This is a genomic window from Planococcus glaciei (assembly GCF_900099655.1).
Classification (GTDB): domain Bacteria; phylum Bacillota; class Bacilli; order Bacillales_A; family Planococcaceae; genus Planococcus; species Planococcus glaciei.
The window spans coordinates 1-18,028 of sequence record NZ_FNDC01000001.1 but is presented as its reverse complement, the minus strand read 5'-3'; the positions used below and the strand labels follow the sequence as shown (position 1 = coordinate 18,028).

At 48.2% G+C, this 18,028-nt stretch carries 14 protein-coding genes; 11 read left to right on the top strand and 3 right to left on the bottom strand.

The features are described from left to right. Positions 1 to 7: 7 nt before the first annotated feature. Positions 8 to 1,201, top strand: a complete 1,194-nt coding sequence (locus BLQ32_RS00070; protein ID WP_036803069.1) for an acyl-CoA dehydrogenase family protein — start codon at positions 8 to 10, stop codon at positions 1,199 to 1,201. A 203-nt stretch (positions 1,202 to 1,404) separates the two neighbouring features. On the opposite strand, the gene BLQ32_RS00065 is transcribed toward BLQ32_RS00070, so the two are convergent. Then, positions 1,405 to 2,322, bottom strand: a complete 918-nt coding sequence (locus BLQ32_RS00065; RefSeq protein ID WP_036803067.1) for a diacylglycerol/lipid kinase family protein — start codon at positions 2,320 to 2,322, stop codon at positions 1,405 to 1,407. 200 nt (positions 2,323 to 2,522) lie between these two features. On the opposite strand from BLQ32_RS00065, the gene BLQ32_RS00060 reads away from it, so the two are divergent. The 5 genes from BLQ32_RS00060 to BLQ32_RS00040 all read left to right on the top strand — a co-directional run bounded on the left by BLQ32_RS00060 (position 2,523) and on the right by BLQ32_RS00040 (position 8,575). After that, positions 2,523 to 3,719, top strand: a complete 1,197-nt coding sequence (locus BLQ32_RS00060) for an alanyl-tRNA editing protein (protein ID WP_074508630.1) — start codon at positions 2,523 to 2,525, stop codon at positions 3,717 to 3,719. A 58-nt stretch (positions 3,720 to 3,777) separates the two neighbouring features. After that, complete coding sequence (locus BLQ32_RS00055; RefSeq protein ID WP_074508629.1) at positions 3,778 to 5,925, top strand: beta-propeller domain-containing protein; 2,148 nt, start codon at positions 3,778 to 3,780, stop codon at positions 5,923 to 5,925. Between the two features lie 102 nt (positions 5,926 to 6,027). After that, a complete protein-coding gene (locus BLQ32_RS00050; RefSeq protein WP_036803061.1) occupies positions 6,028 to 7,167 on the top strand; it encodes a zinc-dependent alcohol dehydrogenase in 1,140 nt (379 codons plus the stop codon). A gap of 173 nt (positions 7,168 to 7,340) precedes the next feature. Then, a complete protein-coding gene (locus tag BLQ32_RS00045) occupies positions 7,341 to 8,096 on the top strand; it encodes a threonine/serine exporter family protein (protein ID WP_074508628.1) in 756 nt (251 codons plus the stop codon). An 11-nt stretch (positions 8,097 to 8,107) separates the two neighbouring features. Beyond that, positions 8,108 to 8,575: a threonine/serine exporter family protein gene (locus BLQ32_RS00040; protein ID WP_036803056.1), complete on the top strand. Its 468-nt coding sequence runs from the start codon at positions 8,108 to 8,110 to the stop codon at positions 8,573 to 8,575. Positions 8,576 to 8,600: 25 nt separating this feature from the next. On the opposite strand, the gene BLQ32_RS00035 is transcribed toward BLQ32_RS00040, so the two are convergent. Further along, positions 8,601 to 10,607, bottom strand: coding sequence for a bifunctional diguanylate cyclase/phosphodiesterase (locus tag BLQ32_RS00035; RefSeq protein WP_074508627.1), 2,007 nt, complete (start codon positions 10,605 to 10,607; stop codon positions 8,601 to 8,603). Between the two features lie 308 nt (positions 10,608 to 10,915). Between BLQ32_RS00035 and BLQ32_RS00030 the strand changes: the two genes are divergently transcribed. The 5 genes from BLQ32_RS00030 (at position 10,916) to BLQ32_RS00010 (ending at position 17,185) form a co-directional block, all read left to right on the top strand. Further along, complete coding sequence (locus BLQ32_RS00030) at positions 10,916 to 11,479, top strand: copper resistance CopC family protein (protein ID WP_074508626.1); 564 nt, start codon at positions 10,916 to 10,918, stop codon at positions 11,477 to 11,479. Next, positions 11,476 to 12,537 carry a copper resistance D family protein gene (locus BLQ32_RS00025; RefSeq protein ID WP_074508625.1) on the top strand — a complete coding sequence of 354 codons (1,062 nt, stop codon included), beginning with the start codon at positions 11,476 to 11,478 and terminating at the stop codon, positions 12,535 to 12,537. The genes BLQ32_RS00030 and BLQ32_RS00025 overlap by 4 nt, the downstream gene beginning before the upstream one ends. A gap of 55 nt (positions 12,538 to 12,592) precedes the next feature. Further along, positions 12,593 to 13,528 (top strand): DMT family transporter, encoded by a 936-nt coding sequence (locus tag BLQ32_RS00020; protein WP_074508624.1) that lies wholly within the window; start codon positions 12,593 to 12,595, stop codon positions 13,526 to 13,528. A gap of 113 nt (positions 13,529 to 13,641) precedes the next feature. Beyond that, positions 13,642 to 15,369: an ABC transporter ATP-binding protein gene (locus BLQ32_RS00015; protein ID WP_074508623.1), complete on the top strand. Its 1,728-nt coding sequence runs from the start codon at positions 13,642 to 13,644 to the stop codon at positions 15,367 to 15,369. Next, a complete protein-coding gene (locus tag BLQ32_RS00010) occupies positions 15,362 to 17,185 on the top strand; it encodes an ABC transporter ATP-binding protein (protein ID WP_139150494.1) in 1,824 nt (607 codons plus the stop codon). The genes BLQ32_RS00015 and BLQ32_RS00010 overlap by 8 nt, the downstream gene beginning before the upstream one ends. 594 nt (positions 17,186 to 17,779) lie before the next feature. Here BLQ32_RS00010 and BLQ32_RS19935 read toward each other — a convergent pair. Beyond that, positions 17,780 to 18,028 (bottom strand): hypothetical protein (locus tag BLQ32_RS19935; protein WP_074508621.1); only part of this gene is annotated, 249 nt, incomplete at its 5' end.

Sequence of the window (18,028 nt, the reverse complement as noted above, 5' to 3'; positions counted from 1 at the left end):
AAAAGGAATGGATTTCGAATTTTCACAGGAACAGCAATTGCTCCGAAAAACTGTCCGCCAATTTGTGGACGATGAAATTCTGCCGCATATCGCCGAGTGGGATGCAACCGGCGGATTTGATCAGGGTCTTTGGAAACGGCTAGCCGACCTTGGCCTAATGGGCGTCTGTATTCCGGAAAAATACGGCGGCAGCGGAATGGATTACAATGCGCTAGCCATTGTATGTGAAGAATTGGAGAGGGGAGATACCGCATTCCGCACAGCGGTATCTGTCCATACAGGCCTAAATTCCATGACGCTTTTGCAGTGGGGAAGCGATCAGCAAAAGGAGCAATTCCTCGTACCGCAGGCTAAGGGAGAAAAAATAGGGGCTTTCGGTTTGACAGAACCAGGCGCCGGCTCGGACGTAGCGGCCCTCTCCACAACGGCTGTGCGGGACGGCGATGACTATATACTGAACGGACAGAAGACGTGGATTTCCTTATGCGATGTGGCCGACCATTTTATCGTGTTTGCCTATACCGACAAAGCGAAAAAACATAATGGCATCAGTGCTTTTATCGTCGAACGGACGCGGGAAGGCTTTTCTTCCAAAGCAATCAAAGGCAAATACGGCATACGTTCCGGCAATACCGGCGAATTGTTTTTCGACGATGTGCGGATTCCGGCGGAAAACCGGCTCGGCGAAGAAGGGGAAGGGTTTAAGATTGCCATGGCCTCGCTTGATAACGGGCGATTTACCGTTGCAGCAGGGGCTTGCGGATTAATCATGGCGTGCCTGGAGGAAAGCGTGAAGTATTGCCATTCACGTTCGACTTTCGGGAAATCGATCGGCGAACATCAGCTGGTCCAGCAAATGATTGCGAACATGGAAGCCGGATTCCAAATGAGCCGGCTGCTCGTCTACCGTGCCGGTGAAATGAAAAACAAAGGCCTGCGCAATACGCGTGAAACATCAATGGCTAAATGGCAAGCCTGCGATTTTGCCAACAAAGCGGCAGACGACGCCGTTCAGATTCATGGTGCATACGGCTATTCCGATGAATATCCGGTTGCCCGCTTTCTCCGGAATTCCAAAGCGCCGGTCATTTATGAAGGCACCCGGGAAATCCACACTATTATGCAGGCCGAATACGTGCTCGGCAAACGGGAAGACAAAAAACTGAACCGGATGCTGCCGAAGTGGCCATTCGAAGAATAGGAAAGGAGTTGTCCCAAAAATAATTTGGGACAACTCCTTTGCGACGAAGCTAGCGCAGCGATGCAACGCTCTTTTATGTTTCGAAGCTAGCGAAGCGATGCAGAAACAGGAGCAATAGTATTACCACATCCTTTTTTAGAAGCAAGGGGCTGTCCAATAAGTCTATTACTCGACTTATTGGACAGCCCTTTTTCCTGTGCCTTTTATGAAATGGCAGTCTCTTCCGGCGTTCTAGGAACGAGCATCTCCAATTTCTTCGGCTGAATTTCAATCGTGACCGGTGTTTTCAAGTAAATTTCCCCGTCCGTGTCCACGTCCATTTCGTTTTCCGTCCGGATGACAATATGCTTCCCCTGGTGATGGGTGATGTGGTCGAGTTCTTCAGGGGAAACATCCGGCTGTGACAGTGAAAACCACTCGCGGATGGCGGCGATAGACGGCGTCTGGATGATGAATATATCAAGCAAGCCATCGGCCGGATCGATGGTACTGAGCGGGAATGTATGGGTGCCGATCGATTTGCCGTTCATAATCAGCACAGCGGCGCCTTCTTCCGTATAATGCACGCCATCGATTTCCATGAAAATGGAAAAGTTTTCAGATTGCCGCATGGTTTGAAGGGCACTCATGAAATAACTCAGTTTGCCGTAGCGATCTTTCAAGTCCGGATCGATGTTCAATGATGCGTCGGCAATCAGCCCGATGCCGGCAAAATTCAAGAACGAGTGATCGTTGATCCGGGCGGAATCAATTTCTTTCACTTCGCCCTCAATCAGTTCTTCTGCGGCTGCATCAAGCGCCATCGGAATGGTAAGCGTACGGGCAAAATCATTGCATGTTCCGCTCGGAAGAATACCAAGAATCGGAGCTTTTTCCAGGCTGGACAGTACTTGGACAGCGGTATGGACGGTCCCGTCTCCTCCAGCTACAAAGAGAACATCTGCTGAATCTGCCGCGTTTTTGCAAGCTTCTTCAAATTCCTCTTTTGAATGGGTTTGAACCAGTTCCAGCTTTTTGGAAGCTCTGGCCAAAGCCGGAACAGCCAAAGGAAGGACTGTCTCACTCGTAGACGCACCTGCTGCGCCGTTATACAATAAAACCGAACGTTCAAATCTCGGCATGCGTAAACCCTCCTAGTAGTTAACGTAACGTACAGGGCAGAAAACGCCTTCTATTTCCAGCAAGGCTTCGCTGCACCAAAGGATAATCAGGTGGAAAAACGTTCCACTGATTAATTCTTTTTTCATTTCTTATTTTCCACTAATCCATTCCCTGTAAACTAAAGAGAGGGAGCTATTCAAAAAGAAAGAGGGTTGTTATTATGACATCAAAACTTTATTACGAGGATTCGGAACTCTCGGAAACAATGGCCAGCATCGTTGCAAGCGGCGAAGACGAGAACGGAACTTATGCCATTTTGGATCAAACTTGTTTTTATGCGGAAGGAGGCGGGCAGCCGTCCGATACCGGCTACATTGGCGAAGTCCGGGTATTGGATGTGCAGAGCGTTGAAGATGAGATCCGGCATTACACGGCGGATCCGCTGCCAGCAGGGAGCTTTAAAGCGGAAATTGATTGGAATCGCCGCTGGGACCATATGCAGCAGCATGCCGGACAACATGTTTTAAGTGCTGTTTTGGACGATCATCATCAGCTGAAGACGGCCAGTTTCCATTTAGGGGAAGAGCGGGTATCGATCGATTTGAATGCGCCGCAGATTTCCAATATCCAGCTGGAGCAAGCAGAACAGACTGCGAATGAAATTATCCAGAAACACCTGCCGATTTCGACACAATGGATTTCGGAGAGCCAAGCGCAAACGATGGCATTAAGAAAGCCGCCGGCGGTAACGGGAGATATCCGGCTCGTGAAAATTGATGGAGTCGATTTGAATGCGTGCGGCGGCACCCATCCCAAAAATACAGCAGACATCGGAATGATCAAGATCATCGGAACAGAAAAAGCGAAAGGCGGCATCCGTTTGTATTTCTTATGCGGAAACCGGGCGATGGCCCACTTCAATTTGCTGCTCGATCAAACCAATGAATTGGTGCAAAAACTCAACGCCCCGCTGGCTGATTTGCCGGCAGCGGCAGATGCACTGCTGCGCGAAAAAGCGGATCAGGACAAGGAAATGAAAGAATTGCGGACTAAATTGCTCGAAGCAGAAGCACAGATGATTCAGCCGGAGAGCGGCAGCGGGATCATCCAGCAAGTGTTTTCCGGCCGGCCGGTAAAAGAAGTGCAGCAATTGGCGCGCTTAACGATTGCCAATCATCCTGCAGCAGCGCTGTTGTTTTTGATCACTGAAGACGAAAGCATCCGTTTTGTTTGTGCGAAAGGCGAAGAAGCGGAAGGCAATATGAAAAATGTCTTGCAGGAACTTCTTCAGCTGACCGATGGAAAAGGCGGCGGCAATGCTCAGTTGGCACAAGGCGGCGGAAAAACAGTGCATGCTCCTGATGTGTTTTTCCAGACCTTCCAATCGAGCCTGAAAAATTTCGAAGGAATTCTGTAACTTTTTCCGGTATTTCCTGTCTAATGGGAAAAGAGCGGTTTGAAAGGCGGAGGCGACTATGAAGAAAAGGAGTATTTGGCTATTGGTTGCAGCAGCCATTGCGGCTATTGCGTTGTCGTTTGTATGGATGAACGATAAGGTATCGGTAAATGCTTCTTCCGTTGCCTTAGCGGAACAAGGATGGCGGGCAAACTTTTCTTCAGCGCTCGATCCGGAAGCCATCGAACGAGGAGATTTGTACTTGACGGATGAAAGCGGGGAACCGGTTGAAGTCGAGATGGCACTTCATCCAAACGGCAAATCGATTGAGATTCCCCAAATTCCAATCGGCAATTACACACTTCATATCAAAAAGTCGGCGTTGCAGAGAGATTTTTTAAAGTCGCTGGATATTAAGGAAGTGGCATTCAGCGTCCAGGAAGAAATTAAAACGCTGGCGAGCGAAGAAGAATTAAAAGCTTATTTTGCGCAGTTGCTGGAACTGCAGAAAAATAACGAACAGCCTGGCATGTTTAACAACGAAGGCGGCGTTACGGAAGAGTCCGCCGACAGCAGTGCCACCAGCGGAGGAACAGAAAGCGGCGGCGAACATTCAACGACCAATAACCAAGTAGAAGGAGTGGACGAAGCCGATTTAGTGAAAACGGACGGCTCATACATCTACTCAATCAGCGATTCCCGGGTTCTCATTACGGATGTGCGCAATCCGAAAGCCATGAGCATCGCAAGCGAAATCAAATTCGAACAGGAGATGTATCCGCAGCAGCTGTTTATATCAGGCGATACACTGGTTGTAATAGGCAGCCGTTACACAGCCATTCCGTTTGAAGGCACCATCCCAAATTATCAATCGCAAATCGGCCTGGTTTCCGTTTATCTTTATGATATCGCGGACCCGGCAGCACCGCAGGAACTCCGTGAATTCGGGACAGAAGGCAATTTGAATAATGCACGACTGACAAACAATATTTTGTATTATGTCACCAATGTGTATCCCGATTTCTGGGCCATTGAAGAGCAGGATAATGGCGAATTGCGGCCGCATACCTATGATTCGGAAGGGGATGGTGAGCTTCAGCCAATGGCTTTTGAGAATATTTCCATCTTGCCGGGGTCGATGGAAGGCAGCTACAGCATCATAACGGCTATCGACTTGTCGCAGCCTGAACAAAATGCCGTTTCAACAAAAGGTTTTTTAGGCGGCAGCGAGCAGCTGTATATGACGGAAGAATCGTTGTATTTAACGGCGTCTCATTATATGCCGATTGATGAACAAAACGTAGAAGGCGACGCCAGCATGGCCATTTGGATGCCGCAATTTGCCAATACAGAAATCTTCAAGTTCATGCTCAATGGGACGGATGTCCAGTTCCAGGCATCAAGTGAAGTAACCGGAACGCTGCTCAACCAATTTTCAATGGATGAGTACCGCGGGCATTTCCGGGTCGTAACGACCGAAGGCATAGCATGGGACGAAGCCGCCCCTTCCAAAAACCATTTGTTCATCCTTGACAGCGGCATGAAGCAAGTAGGGTCTGTAGAAGACCTCGCTAAAGGGGAGCGAGTCTATTCCGCCCGCTTTATCGGAGATACGGCGTATATGGTGACGTTCAAAGAAACGGATCCCTTATTCGTTATTGATGTTTCTGTTCCGTCTTCTCCAAAAGTCCTGGGCGAATTGAAAATACCTGGCTTCTCCAATTACCTGCATCCGCTGGATGAAAATCACTTGATCGGATTTGGCTCCGACACCAAGCTAGAACCTGTCAAAGACGGAGAGCCGATGGTCGTTACAGGGGGCATGAAAATCTCCTTGTTTGATGTCAGTGATTTCGCCAATCCTCAGGAGAAAGATACGGAAATCATCGGCGGCCGCGGCACTTATTCGCCGTTGCAATACGACCACAAAGCCTTATTCGTCCATCCGGAATCGGATTTGTTTGGCTTCCCGGTGACGATGTATGAAGAAGCGGCCGGGGGCGATGTTAACTTTGAAGCACAAGGAGCAATGGTCTATACCATCACACCGGAAGGCATCAGCGAAGCGGCTAATTTGATGGCGAAAGCTGATATGCCGTATGAAGACTGGGAAACCAGTGTCCAGCGCATCCTTTCCATCGGTGATACCTTGTTTACTGTAGCGAACAGCGAAGTGAAAAGTTACGATAGCGATACCTTTGGTTTATTGAATACCTTAAGCTATTAAGCGGAAAACAGGCGAAGAAACTTTTCGCCTGTTTTTTTGACGTTTTCCATTAGCAGAAAAAGGGAAGAAGAAAAGTATTCTGAAAAAAACGGAGGGATATGGATGAAAGCAGTAACTTTTCAAGGCGTAAAAGATATGCAAGTGAAAAATGTGAAAGATCCGGAAATCGAGAAAAAAGATGATATTATCGTCAAAATCACATCGACAGCAATTTGTGGATCTGATTTGCATATTTATCAAGGAGCATTGCCTGCAAGAAAAGATTATGTAATCGGACATGAACCAATGGGAATCGTAGAAGAAGTAGGGCCTGAAGTGACCAAGGTGAAAAAAGGCGACCGCATCGTGCTGCCGTTCAACGTAAGTTGCGGACATTGCTTCTATTGCAGCCATGACATGGAAAGCCAATGCGATAATTCAAACGGCAATCCTCATTTCGATACTGGCGGATACTTTGGCTTTACAGAGCGCTACGGGGACTATTCGGGCGGACAAGCGGAATATTTGCGCGTACCTTATGGGAATTTTATGCCTTTCGTTATTCCGGAATCATCGGAACTTGAAGATGAATCGGTATTGTTTTTATCGGATGTACTCCCGACCGCTTGGTGGAGTGTTGAGAACGCAGGGGTGAAGCAAGGCGACACCGTTGTCGTTTTAGGATGTGGGCCAATCGGCTTGATGACCCAGAAGTTTGCTTGGATGAAAGGCGCTAAACGCGTCATTGCGGTCGATGAAATTCCTTACCGCATGGAACTGGCGAAAAAGATGAACAATGTAGAAGTATTCGATTTCACACAGCACGATAATATGGGTGCGTTCATCCACGAAATCACAAGCGGCGGCGCACAAGTTGTCATCGACTGTGTCGGAATGGACGGCAAGAAATCTGCAGCTGAAGCGATCCAGCAGAAATTGATGCTGCAAGGCGGAACATTAAGTGCAATCGATATTGCGAAAGACGCTGTCAGCAAATTCGGTGTCATTCAATTGACAGGGGTTTATGGACTAAAATACAATCAATTCCCGCTTGGCAATATTTTTGAGCGCAATGTGACGATGAAAATGGGCCAGGCACCGGTGATTCATTTGATGCCGATGCTTTATGAAAAAATCGAAAACGGCGAGTTTGACCCGCGCGAAATCATTTCACACATCATGCCGCTCGAAAAAGCGAGCGACGCTTACCAAATCTTCAATGACCACACAGATGACTGCACGAAAGTCGTCTTGAAACCGTAAAGCTGAAAGTATGCTATAATTTCGTAGAATCAAACGCCCCTGTAACTTGGGGGCGTTTAATTTTTTGGCGAAATACGCTATCATGAGGAATAAAATGAAATCAATCAGTGAAGGATCACACATCTTTCGCTGATTGTCCGTTACAACGGGATAAAAGTTAAGGGGGAAAGCAAGTGGTTCAAACTGGAGAAACAAGGCGCGAGCTTGCCCTGGATTGTTTTTTGCTAGCAGGTAAAATATTGATGGAAAATGGAGCGGAAACGTATCGCGTGGAGGATACGATGATCCGGATGGCCGTTTCCCAAAAAATGACGAATTCCCATTGTTTTGTGACGCCGACCGGCATTATGTTTTCACCGAGCGACGAACTCCCAACTCGTTTTGTCCGCATCAACGCACGCCAGACCGATTTGGAGCGGGTAGCGCTGGTCAATGCAGTTTCAAGGAAACTGGTTGCACAAGAGTTGACGCTTCAGCAAGCGTATGAGGAATTAGAGGAAATCGATCAAACCAATTATAAATTTAACATGTGGCTGCAAGTCCTGGCAGCTGCCACGGCAAGCGGCTGTTTCTTGATTTTGCTTGGCGGCAGCTGGAACGATTTGCCGTTTGCGTTTGTTTTTGGAGGTACGGGATTTATTATCGTGGAGACGATTTTGGAAAGAACCCGGGTGAAGTTTTTTGCAGAATTTATCGGGTCTTTGGCAATCGGGATATTGGCCATATTAGCTGTCTATTCCGGATTTGGCATCGACCGGGATACCATCATCATCGGATCGATCATGCCGCTGGTCCCGGGTCTGCTCATTACCAATGCTGTGCGTGATTTGATGGCCGGTCATTTTGTTTCCGGGTTGTCAAAAGGGGCCGAAGCATTCTTGACGGCATTTGCCATCGGGGGCGGCATCGCGCTCGTATTATCATTTTAGGAGGAGATGGAATGAATTGGCCATTAGAGGCGTTTCTTAGTTTTCTGGCGGCTGGCGCCTTTGGCGTGATTTTCAATACACCGCATCGCACCTTAATCAGCTGTGGGCTGGTCGGCATGACCGGCTGGCTGATTTACCGGAGTTACGAGCTTTTGCTGGGCGATCCTGTCCAGGCGACTTTTGCGGGTGCGTTCGGCGTTGCGCTTGTGGCCCATTTATTGGCGAAAAAGTTTCGCATGCCAATGATCATTTTCAGTGTTGCCGGCATCATTCCGCTCGTTCCGGGAAGCAAAGCGTACAATGCCATGCGCAATATTGTGGAAAACAATTATTTGGAGGCCATTAAATTCGCTTCCGAAGCCTTGATGATTTCAGGGGCTGTTGCGATGGGGCTTGTCTTTGCAGAAGTGCTGATGCAAGCGGTTTTTAAGCAGCAAGCAAAGCGGATACAACGAAAAATCGGTATGACCCCAGATTAATGCCAGGGCCATACCGATTTTTTAATTAGTTCAACCATTTTTCCAGATCGTGGGCTTCCATCGGGCGCCCGGAAATATAGCCTTGAATGATATCGCAATCCATTGCGCGAAGCAATTCAAGCTGTTCATTGGTTTCAACGCCTTCGGCGGTTACCTGGAAATCCAAGCTCTTGCCGAATTGGATCATGCCTTTAATCATTTTCTGCATTTTTTCCTGCTTGGTAATGGACTGAATGATGTCACGGTCGATTTTTAAACTGGAGATAGGCAGCAAGAGCATATAACGGAACGACGCATAACCGGTGCCAAAATCATCTAGCGAGAAAGAAATGCCGGCTTGGTGCAGCTGTTTCATCTGTTTGATGATGGATTGTTCCGCTTCTGCTTCCAAAGCGAATTTCTCGGTGATTTCAATTGTCAGCGAGTTTGCGACTCCTTCGTTCAGTGCAAGCTGTTCCAGAAAAACTTTGGCCATGTCCTTATCCCGGAATTCCCGGATTGAAGAGTTGATGCTGACGTTCAAATTGATGCCGCGTGATTTCCATTCTTTCTGCTGAGCGCAGACTGTTTCAAGAACGAATCTGCCGATTTCATGGATCATGCCGCTTTCTTCAGCGATAGGAATCAGTTCATCCGGCGTCACAATGCCGATTTCCGAGTCTTCCCATCGCACGAGCGCTTCCACGCCTTCCACTTTGCCGGTGCTCAAATTGACTTGAGGCTGGTAAAGCAGGCGCAGGTTGCGGCGGTCCAGTGCATGGATCAGGCGCCGTTCAATAAGGGAAGTGCGGTTAAGGCGTTCGTGGTCATCGGAAGTCAGGGCGGAAATGGCGCTGCCCCCGCGTTCTTTCACTTTTTTGATTGTCGCATGCGAAGCTTTGATCAAATGGACAAACGATTGCTGGTCTTCCGGATACCGTGTAATGGCTCCGCTGACGGTCAACGGAATTGCGGTGCCGTGCATATAGATGGGATGCTGCTGCAAATAGTGAAGGAATCCTTCGATAAACCAATTGCTGAGCGGCGTCACCAAGGCAAATTCATGCAGCCCTGCGCGGGTAATGATCGAGTCAGAGAAATACATCCGCAAACGTTTCGTGAATTCAACAAGAAGTTCGTTTTCCGTATCGGTATCCGATACATCCTGCAATGTGTAGAAACGGTCAATATCCATGTATACAAAAGAGAAGTGCTTGCGTTCTTCAATGAATTCATTGACCACCTGTTCCAGACGATGCCGATTTTCGAGGCCCGTAATGGGATCGATGAAAGCGATGGCTTCGAGGTGGTGTTGCGCATTTTTGGAAGCTGTAATGTCTTTCTCCAGGAAAATGTAATAGGTGTCATCGCCTTTGACTTGCATGGGAATGGCGGTTAAATCCACCCAATAGACGTCGCCGTCTTTTTTCAGTTTCTTGGCTTGCCCATTCCAGACCTTGCCGTTTTTCAGCGTTGCGGTCAGTGTTTCAACAAAATGGACATCTTCTCCGGCTTCGCCGAACATTTGCCAGATCGGTTTGCCGAGAATGCGTTTCGGTGTCCATTTGCTTAATTTCAAAAACAGGGGATTGGCATACGTAATCAGGAAGTCTTCATCAAAATACAAAAGCATGAACGAGTCGTCCAGTCCGTTTCGCAAGCTGTTCAATTCTCTGCTTGCTGAGCCTTCTTCATCCGCTTCATCCACTTCAAAAATAGACATGATAAACTGTTCGCCGTCTGCGGCAAACGCTTTTGTGACGATTGTCGTATATGTATGCCCGCCGGTGCCTAAACCAACTTCCACGTCTTCAAACCGGACAGGTTCTTTGCTATGTAAAATCGTTTCCCAAGAATGTTTATAAAGTGCAGCTTTTTCAGGGTTCATATAAGGATAAAGTTGCCCTTTAATGGAACTGGATTCGACTTGGAAAACACGTTCCGCATGGCGGTTGCACCATACAACAAGCCCGTCTTTGTCCATGATGATAATGGGAAAAGGGATGTGGTTGAAAACGAGATTATTCGATAGTAGGTCTTGCAATTCACTCATTCCATAACGCTCCTTTTCCATAGTTTATCCCGCTTCAGCGGGCAATGCTCCGCTTCTTGAAACAGGAGAGCCTACGACCGCAAAAGGCCAGGTTGGTCCATTTCACAGTCAGTTGAATAAAGAGAAATTTACCAACGGAATTTTCTCTTTATTTCCATTATAAAGAAGAAAAGGAATATAGTCATCCTTTTCAAAATATTGTAAATAAAATTTTACATATATTCACTATGCTTATTTTATCAGCCGTGAGAGAATGGTGGAAGAAAAAAAGAAAATAATGAGAGAAATGAAAGAAGAGGGAATAAAAAATGAATAAAATTATCACTTTATTGCTATTTCTGATGATAGCAACACCACTTTCTGCACAAGCACATACGACATTAACATCTTCTACACCAGCGGAAGGCGAAGTGCTGCAAGTGCAGCCGAAAGAAATTGAACTGGTTTTTGGCACCGTTATTGAAGAAGGAAGTTCCATGGTTTTGGAAGGCGCTGAACAAAATTATGAGGTGGAAAATATTTCTATAAGCGAAAACGTTATGACGGGATCGCTTACTGAAGAACTTCCGAATGGCCAGTACATCATTGTCTGGAAAATCATTGGGGAAGATGGCCATCCGATTGAAGGACAAGTGCCGTTTGGCATAAAAGCAGAAGAGGTTGCTGAAGAGGAGACTGCCGAAGAAGAGTCTGCTGAAAGTGAAATGCCTGAAGAAGAGCCGGCAGCAAACGAACAAGCAGAAAGCCCCGAAGCGAATGAATCCGTTGAAAGCAGCGAGGCGGGCAGCGGTCTATTGTCCACCGTCCTTCTTATTGCGGCAGCTGTGCTAATAGGTTTTAGTTTATACAAGCTGCTTAAGAAAAAAGCATGATTTTTTTTACAGCGCTCTCGGATGTCTTGTTGTATCTGGCGTTTTCCTATATGATTGGTTCCATTGTTCTAGGCTTTGTTCCGGCGGACCGCAAACCGCGAATTCAGGATTCCAGAAAATTGCAGCTGATAAGTGTTGCGGGCATTGCGCTGTTTTCTTTGGCGCCTGTCATCGAATTGGTCGTGTTTTTAAATAACGGCCAAGGCGTGTTCAGCACGTTTTTCCGGGTTTTGATGGATTTTCGCATCGGAAATGGCTGGGTTCTCACATTGCTTTTTTGCATTTTGCTGGGCTTGACGGTTTTTTATAGCGGCTCAGCGCATATGCGCGCTTACTATACAGCCAGCCTGGTTTTGATTGTCGGCTTTTTCAGCCACGTTTCCACATTGAATTTATGGGCAGGTTTTTTTAGCCATTCTATTCATTTTCTTTCCATGTCGCTTTGGATCGGTGTCCTGCTGCATATAGCCTGGCTGGCGCATGACGGCTCAAATTGGAAACCATTCACTGCCTGGTTTACTCCGTTCGCCATAGCCTGTTTAGCTGCCTTGTTTATCAGCGGCATCGTCATTATGCTGTTCTTTGTAAATCCCACGGATTACGCAAAGTCGTGGGTATTGCCTTATGGTCAGATGCTGCTGCTGAAACATCTGGCGATTGTTCCGGTGCTGGCCGCAGCCTTGATCAATGGATTTTTGAATAAAAAAGGCCTCTATGAACGGACGTGGCTGCAGGTTGAATTCTTGTTGATTTTGCTGGTCTTTGCGTCGACTGCTTTCATGAGCAAGCAAGCACCGCCCCATGACATCAATGACACTTTCCGTTCGGAAGGAATGGCGCCTTTCGTTGAATTGCTGAAAGGGCCGCAATACGTACCAATAGACGGTGCGTTGGCTTTTTCTTTGAATGGCGCTTTGCTGATAGCCATCGGGCTGATGTGCCTGGGGCTGATGGTGCTGGGGTATAAAAAGCAATTGCCGCCTTGGCTGTCTCTTCTGTTCGGGCTTGTATTTGTAGGGACGGTTTATGGCGGTTTAATGTTGAATACAGCTTTTTAAAGGAATGGAACTAATCAAATAAACGCCAATATTTTTTGATGAAAGGAGAGGTTCGATGGACCGTGTCAAAGGGATTGCCATGATTATAAGCGGGGCGATATTTTGGGGAGCGACAGGGCCGTTGATGCAATGGTCGCTCAGTACCTTCGGATTTTCTCCGGAGTTTTTATCGACAGTTCGCCTGATATTTGCCGGCTTGCTGCTGCTTGGCTTTTTGAAATTAAAAGGAGTACACGTCACATCTATTTTTAAAGGCAAAATCTGGGTCCGTCCGCTGTTGATTTTCGCAGTCTTCGGCATGCTTGGCGCTCAATATACTTTTGTCTCGGCAATTGATGCGAGTGATGCGGTCGTCGCGACCCTGCTCCAATTTCTGGCGCCGGTTTACATTATTCTGTTTGTCTCGCTGCGCCAGAAAAAATTTCCGCCGGCCTACCAGATTACCGGCATGGCAGGAACTTTGCTCGGCTTGTTTCTATTGCTGACGAACGGCTCTTTGGATAAACTGGCGATCAGCGGAGAAGCTTTGTTTTGGGGCATTCTTGTGGGACTGACTTTTATGTTTTATACCTTGTACCCGGCACGGTTAATGCAGGAATGGGGAGTTATGCTCGTAGTCGGCTGGTCGATGCTTTTTGGCGGTGCCTTTATGGGGCTGGTCAAGCCGGTATTCCTTTCTTCAGAATGGACGAAGTTCCAGGATGTCCGTGCCATTTGGGCAATGCTTGCCATCATTGTCATCGGGACGGTGGCGTTTGTGTTGTTCCTGAGCAGCATGCGCTTTATCTCACCGGTGGAAACGAGCATTCTTTCTTCTGTTGAACCATTGACGGCCATGGTCATTTCTGTTTTTTGGTTCCAGCAATTGTTGGCGCCTCCGCAACTTAGCGGTGCATTGATCATGCTGGTGTTCGTTACGTGGCTGTCTTTGGCCGGCAATATAAAACTGAAGAAAAAGAAAGCAGGATATTCCGAAAGCAGCTCCTCTTAAGGTGCTGCTTTTTTCTTTTTTTCAGGAAATAAAACTGTCTGTTGTCAGAGAATTGTGGCATAATAGTCAACATAAAAGATTCGTGTTTCGAAATTCTTAGGGGGTTTTTCCAGGTGAAAACTGTCTTTTCTTACGCCAAGCCATATAAAGGGCTTATTATAATTGCATTATTTTTTATGCTTCTGGAACTGACGGTGGAGCTGTTTCAGCCGCTCGTCATCTCGAAAATTATTGATGACGGAATTCTTGCCGGCAGCCAGGAACGGATCATCCAATATGGAATTGCATTGGTAGCCATGTCGGGAATTGCTTTTGTCGCTGGAATCATTAATTCCTATTATGCGGCCCACGTGTCGCAAAGTTTTTCTTTTGATTTGCGCAAAGCGGTTTATGGCCGCATCCAGTCTTTTTCGCTCGCCACATTCAACAAGTTTCCGGCATCCGGCTTGATCACACGTTTAACGAGTGATGTCACAATGGTGCAGCAAGTGCTGTTCATGGGGCTGCGCATCATGCTCCGTGCTCCGCTGCTCGTCGTCGGCAGCATGGTTATGGCGCTTGTGGTGAACGCCAAGCTGGCGCTTTATTTGGTAATTGTTTTTCCGGTCTTATTAATTTTCTTATACATTATGGTCAAAAAAGGCGTGTCTCACTTCAGCTTTGTCCAGTTGCGGCTTGACCGCTTAAATCGGATGATTCAGGAAAATTTGCAGGCGGTGCGCTTAATTAAGGCGTATTTACGGGGGAAATACGAATCTGGCCGTTTCTCAGAAGTAGCCGGGTCGTTGAAGATGGATACGGTCAAAGCGCTCCGCGTCATGGAAATCATTTTGCCGATTCTGCTGCTCGGCATGAACCTTTCATTATTGGCAGTTATTTGGTTCGGCGCTTCGGAAATTCGGCAGGGCGGCGCCCAAATTGGGGAACTGGTCGCCATTATCAATTACGCTATGCGCATGACCGGTGCTTTTTCGATGTTTTCATTTATTATCATGGCATATGCCCGGGCGAAAGCTTCTTCCGAACGGATCGAAGAAGTGCTGGTGGCTGACGACGTCCGCGAAAAAGAAGAGGCGGGCGAAGAACAGGCAATCCGCCAGGGGGAAGTGGTATTTGAAAATGTCTCATTCGCTTACCCTGGGGCAGAAAGCCCGGTGCTGAAAAACATCTCGTTTAAAATGAAACCCAATGAAAAACTGGCGATCATGGGAGCAACCGGTTCCGGCAAATCTTCGCTGCTGCAGCTGATTCCCCGCTTCTACGATGCGACGGAAGGAACCGTCTATATCCATGGCCGTGATGTGAAAAGCTGGTCGCTGCGAGCGCTCCGGAAAACGATCGGCGTCGTTCCACAGCAGTCTCTTCTCTTCACCGGAACGATCTCCGATAATTTGTCCTGGGGCAAAGAACAGGCAAAACAGGAAGAACTGGCTGGGGCAGCGTTGAAAGCCCAAATCCACGGAACAGTGGAGCGGTTTCCAAAGGGCTATGGAACCCGTGTCGGCCAAAAAGGCGTTAACTTGTCAGGCGGCCAAAAGCAGCGCCTGTCCATTGCCCGGGCGCTAGTTCGAAAGCCGTCGATTCTGATTCTGGACGACAGCACAAGTGCGCTCGATGTGAAAACAGAAGCGGCTTTATGGCAAGAGCTTGAACGCGAAAATGCCACGATGCTTGTGGTGACCCAGAAAATACGGACGGCTTTAAAAGCGGACCGCATTTTGTTGATGGAAGAAGGCCGGATTTCAGCGTACGGCACACACCAACAGCTGATGAAAACGTCGGAGCTCTACCGGCAAATAGCGCTTTCGCAGCAAGAGGAAGAGGTGGATGAATATGTTTGATGCCATTCGGCGGCCTTTTGGCTATGAACCGGTTATAAAAAAAGAAGATTTAGCGAAAGATGCGCCCAAAAAACAAGAGCGGGCAGAAAACTGGAAGTCCACTTTGCTGCGGATCTGGAGACTGGTCGATGAACACCGCATGCTGCTGGTCACCGTGCTGGTTATGGTGTTTATCAGTTCGGCGCTGGCTTTACTGGGCCCCTATTTGATCGGTTATATCATTGACCGCTATATCGTGCCCCAAACCTTTGTAGGAATGGGTCCGATTGTGCTTTGGCTCATCCTTGTTTATATCGGCTACTCTTTGACGATGTACTTGCAGAACTATTGGATGATCGGAATTGCCCAACAAGTGATATACCGGATGCGTACCGGGCTGTTCAAGCATTTGCAGCGGCTGCCGGTATCATTCTTCGATAAGCGCCAGCACGGCGAGTTGATGAGCCGGATGACCAATGACATCGAGAACGTTTCAACGACATTGAACAGTTCGTTTATCCAAGTGTTCTCAAGCGTCTTGACGCTGACGGGAACGATGATTGTCATGCTGATACTGAGCCCGTTATTGACGTTGCTGACATTGATCATCATTCCGCTGATGTTTATTGCCATGCAGTGGATTACGAAAAGAACCGGACGTTTATACAAGGAACAGCAGCAAGCCATCGGTGAATTGAACGGATTGATCGAAGAAAGCATTTCCGGTCAGAAAATTATCAAAGCCTTCTCCCAGGAACCGCGTGTCATGGAGGAGTTTTTGGTTAAAAGTGAGCGCCTTCAGAGAACCGGATTCTGGGCATGGACGTATTCCGGATTTATCCCGAAAGTCATGAACTTTTTGAACAACGGCAGCTTCGCGATTGTGGCAGGAGCCGGCGGGCTTTTGGCTTTGAACGGAGACATATCCATCGGCGTCATTGTCATTTTCACGGAATATGCACGCCAGTTCACGCGTCCGCTCAATGACTTGGCTAACCAATTTAATACCGTACTTTCAGCGATTGCAGGAGCGGAGCGCGTGTTCTCCATCATGGGAGAAACCGAAGAAAAAGACGATGAAGTCCAGAATGCTGACAAAGAACTGCAGGGCTTTGTCGAATTTGATGATGTCTCGTTCAAGTATGAAGGGGCAGAGGAAGACTGGACGATCCGCAATGTCAGCTTTAACGTCGGAATTGGCCAGACAGCGGCCCTTGTCGGGGCTACAGGCGCCGGAAAAACCACCATCATGCAATTGCTTGCCCGCTTCTATGACGCCAACGAAGGGGAAATTCGCCTGGATGGCACGCCGATTGCCGACATGCCGCGCGAAACGCTCCGCAAACAGATTGCTTTTGTGCTGCAGGATCCGTTTCTGTTTGAGGCGACTGTTCGGGAAAACATCCGCTACGGCCGCTTGGATGCGACGGATGAGGAAATCATCGAAGCCGCCCAAAAAGCGAATGCCCATGATTTTATCGCCAAACTGCCGGATGGCTACGATACAGTCCTGAAAGGGGACGGATCGATGATCAGCCAAGGCCAAAAGCAATTATTATCGATTGCCCGGGCATTAGTGGCCGATCCGGTCATCCTGCTGCTCGACGAAGCGACAAGCAGCATCGATACCGTGACCGAACTGAAAATCCAGGAAGCACTCGAACGGCTCATGGCCGGACGGACCAGCTTTGTCATTGCCCACCGTTTGAATACAGTACGGCAAGCTGATCTTGTGCTGGTCATGGAAATGGGGGAACTTGTGGAATTCGGTACCCAGCAAAAACTGATCGACAGCGGCGGCATCTACGCCAATATGCTGGCGGATGCAAAATTATAAGAGGAAATGGAAAAGGCTGATCCGCAAATGGATCAGCCTTCAGACTGTAAACAAAGTTTAAATGAAATGAATGCACATGCATAAACCTGACCGGCCCGGCCACTTCGCTTTCCGTGGGCTCGGCCTCAGTCTCCTCGTCGCTGAAGACCATGCTCCTGCGGGGCCTTCGACCTGAGCTGCTCCCACAGGAGTCTCCGTGGCCGGACCGGTTGGGGCGTCTCTCTTTGATTCGAAAGAGAATGCTCATCCGATTGAAGCTTAAACAGATAGCTCAAGAGGAAAAGCGACGCCTTTAGATAGCCTTCATGTTCAGGATCCGGAGTGGAAGCCGGCGACTCCAGCGGGACAGCGAAGTGCCGAAATCCACTCGGGACGCCAGTTCCGAGTTAGTTCGGCGCGAGCCCGCGGAACGCGTCCGGCTGAAACGGAGGATCTAGCACGTCTGGTTGGATGTTCATTCATCTCTCAAGCCTAAACATTCTTTTGTCTACATGCGAAAGGCTGATCCGAAATGGATCAGCCTTTTTTCAGTGTGCCCGGCATGGGCGTAATCTATAGGGTGCAAGTCCCGAACGGTGAAGGCAGAAGTAACCGTTAGCCAAGCGCAAGGGTGTCCACGGCGACGTGGAATCTGAAGGAAGCGGGCGGCAAACCTCCGGTCTGAGGAACACGAACTTCATACAAGGCTATGTGCGATTGGGTGAGTCTGCTGAACAAGGCAAAGCCCTTTCTGCCGAAGGTCGCATGCAGTAAATGAAGCAGATAGGTGGAGGGAAAGATTGCGTTCTTACCCGGGGAGGTCTGGTTGAAACGCCAAGTACCCTTGGTAACCTGCCCAGTGAT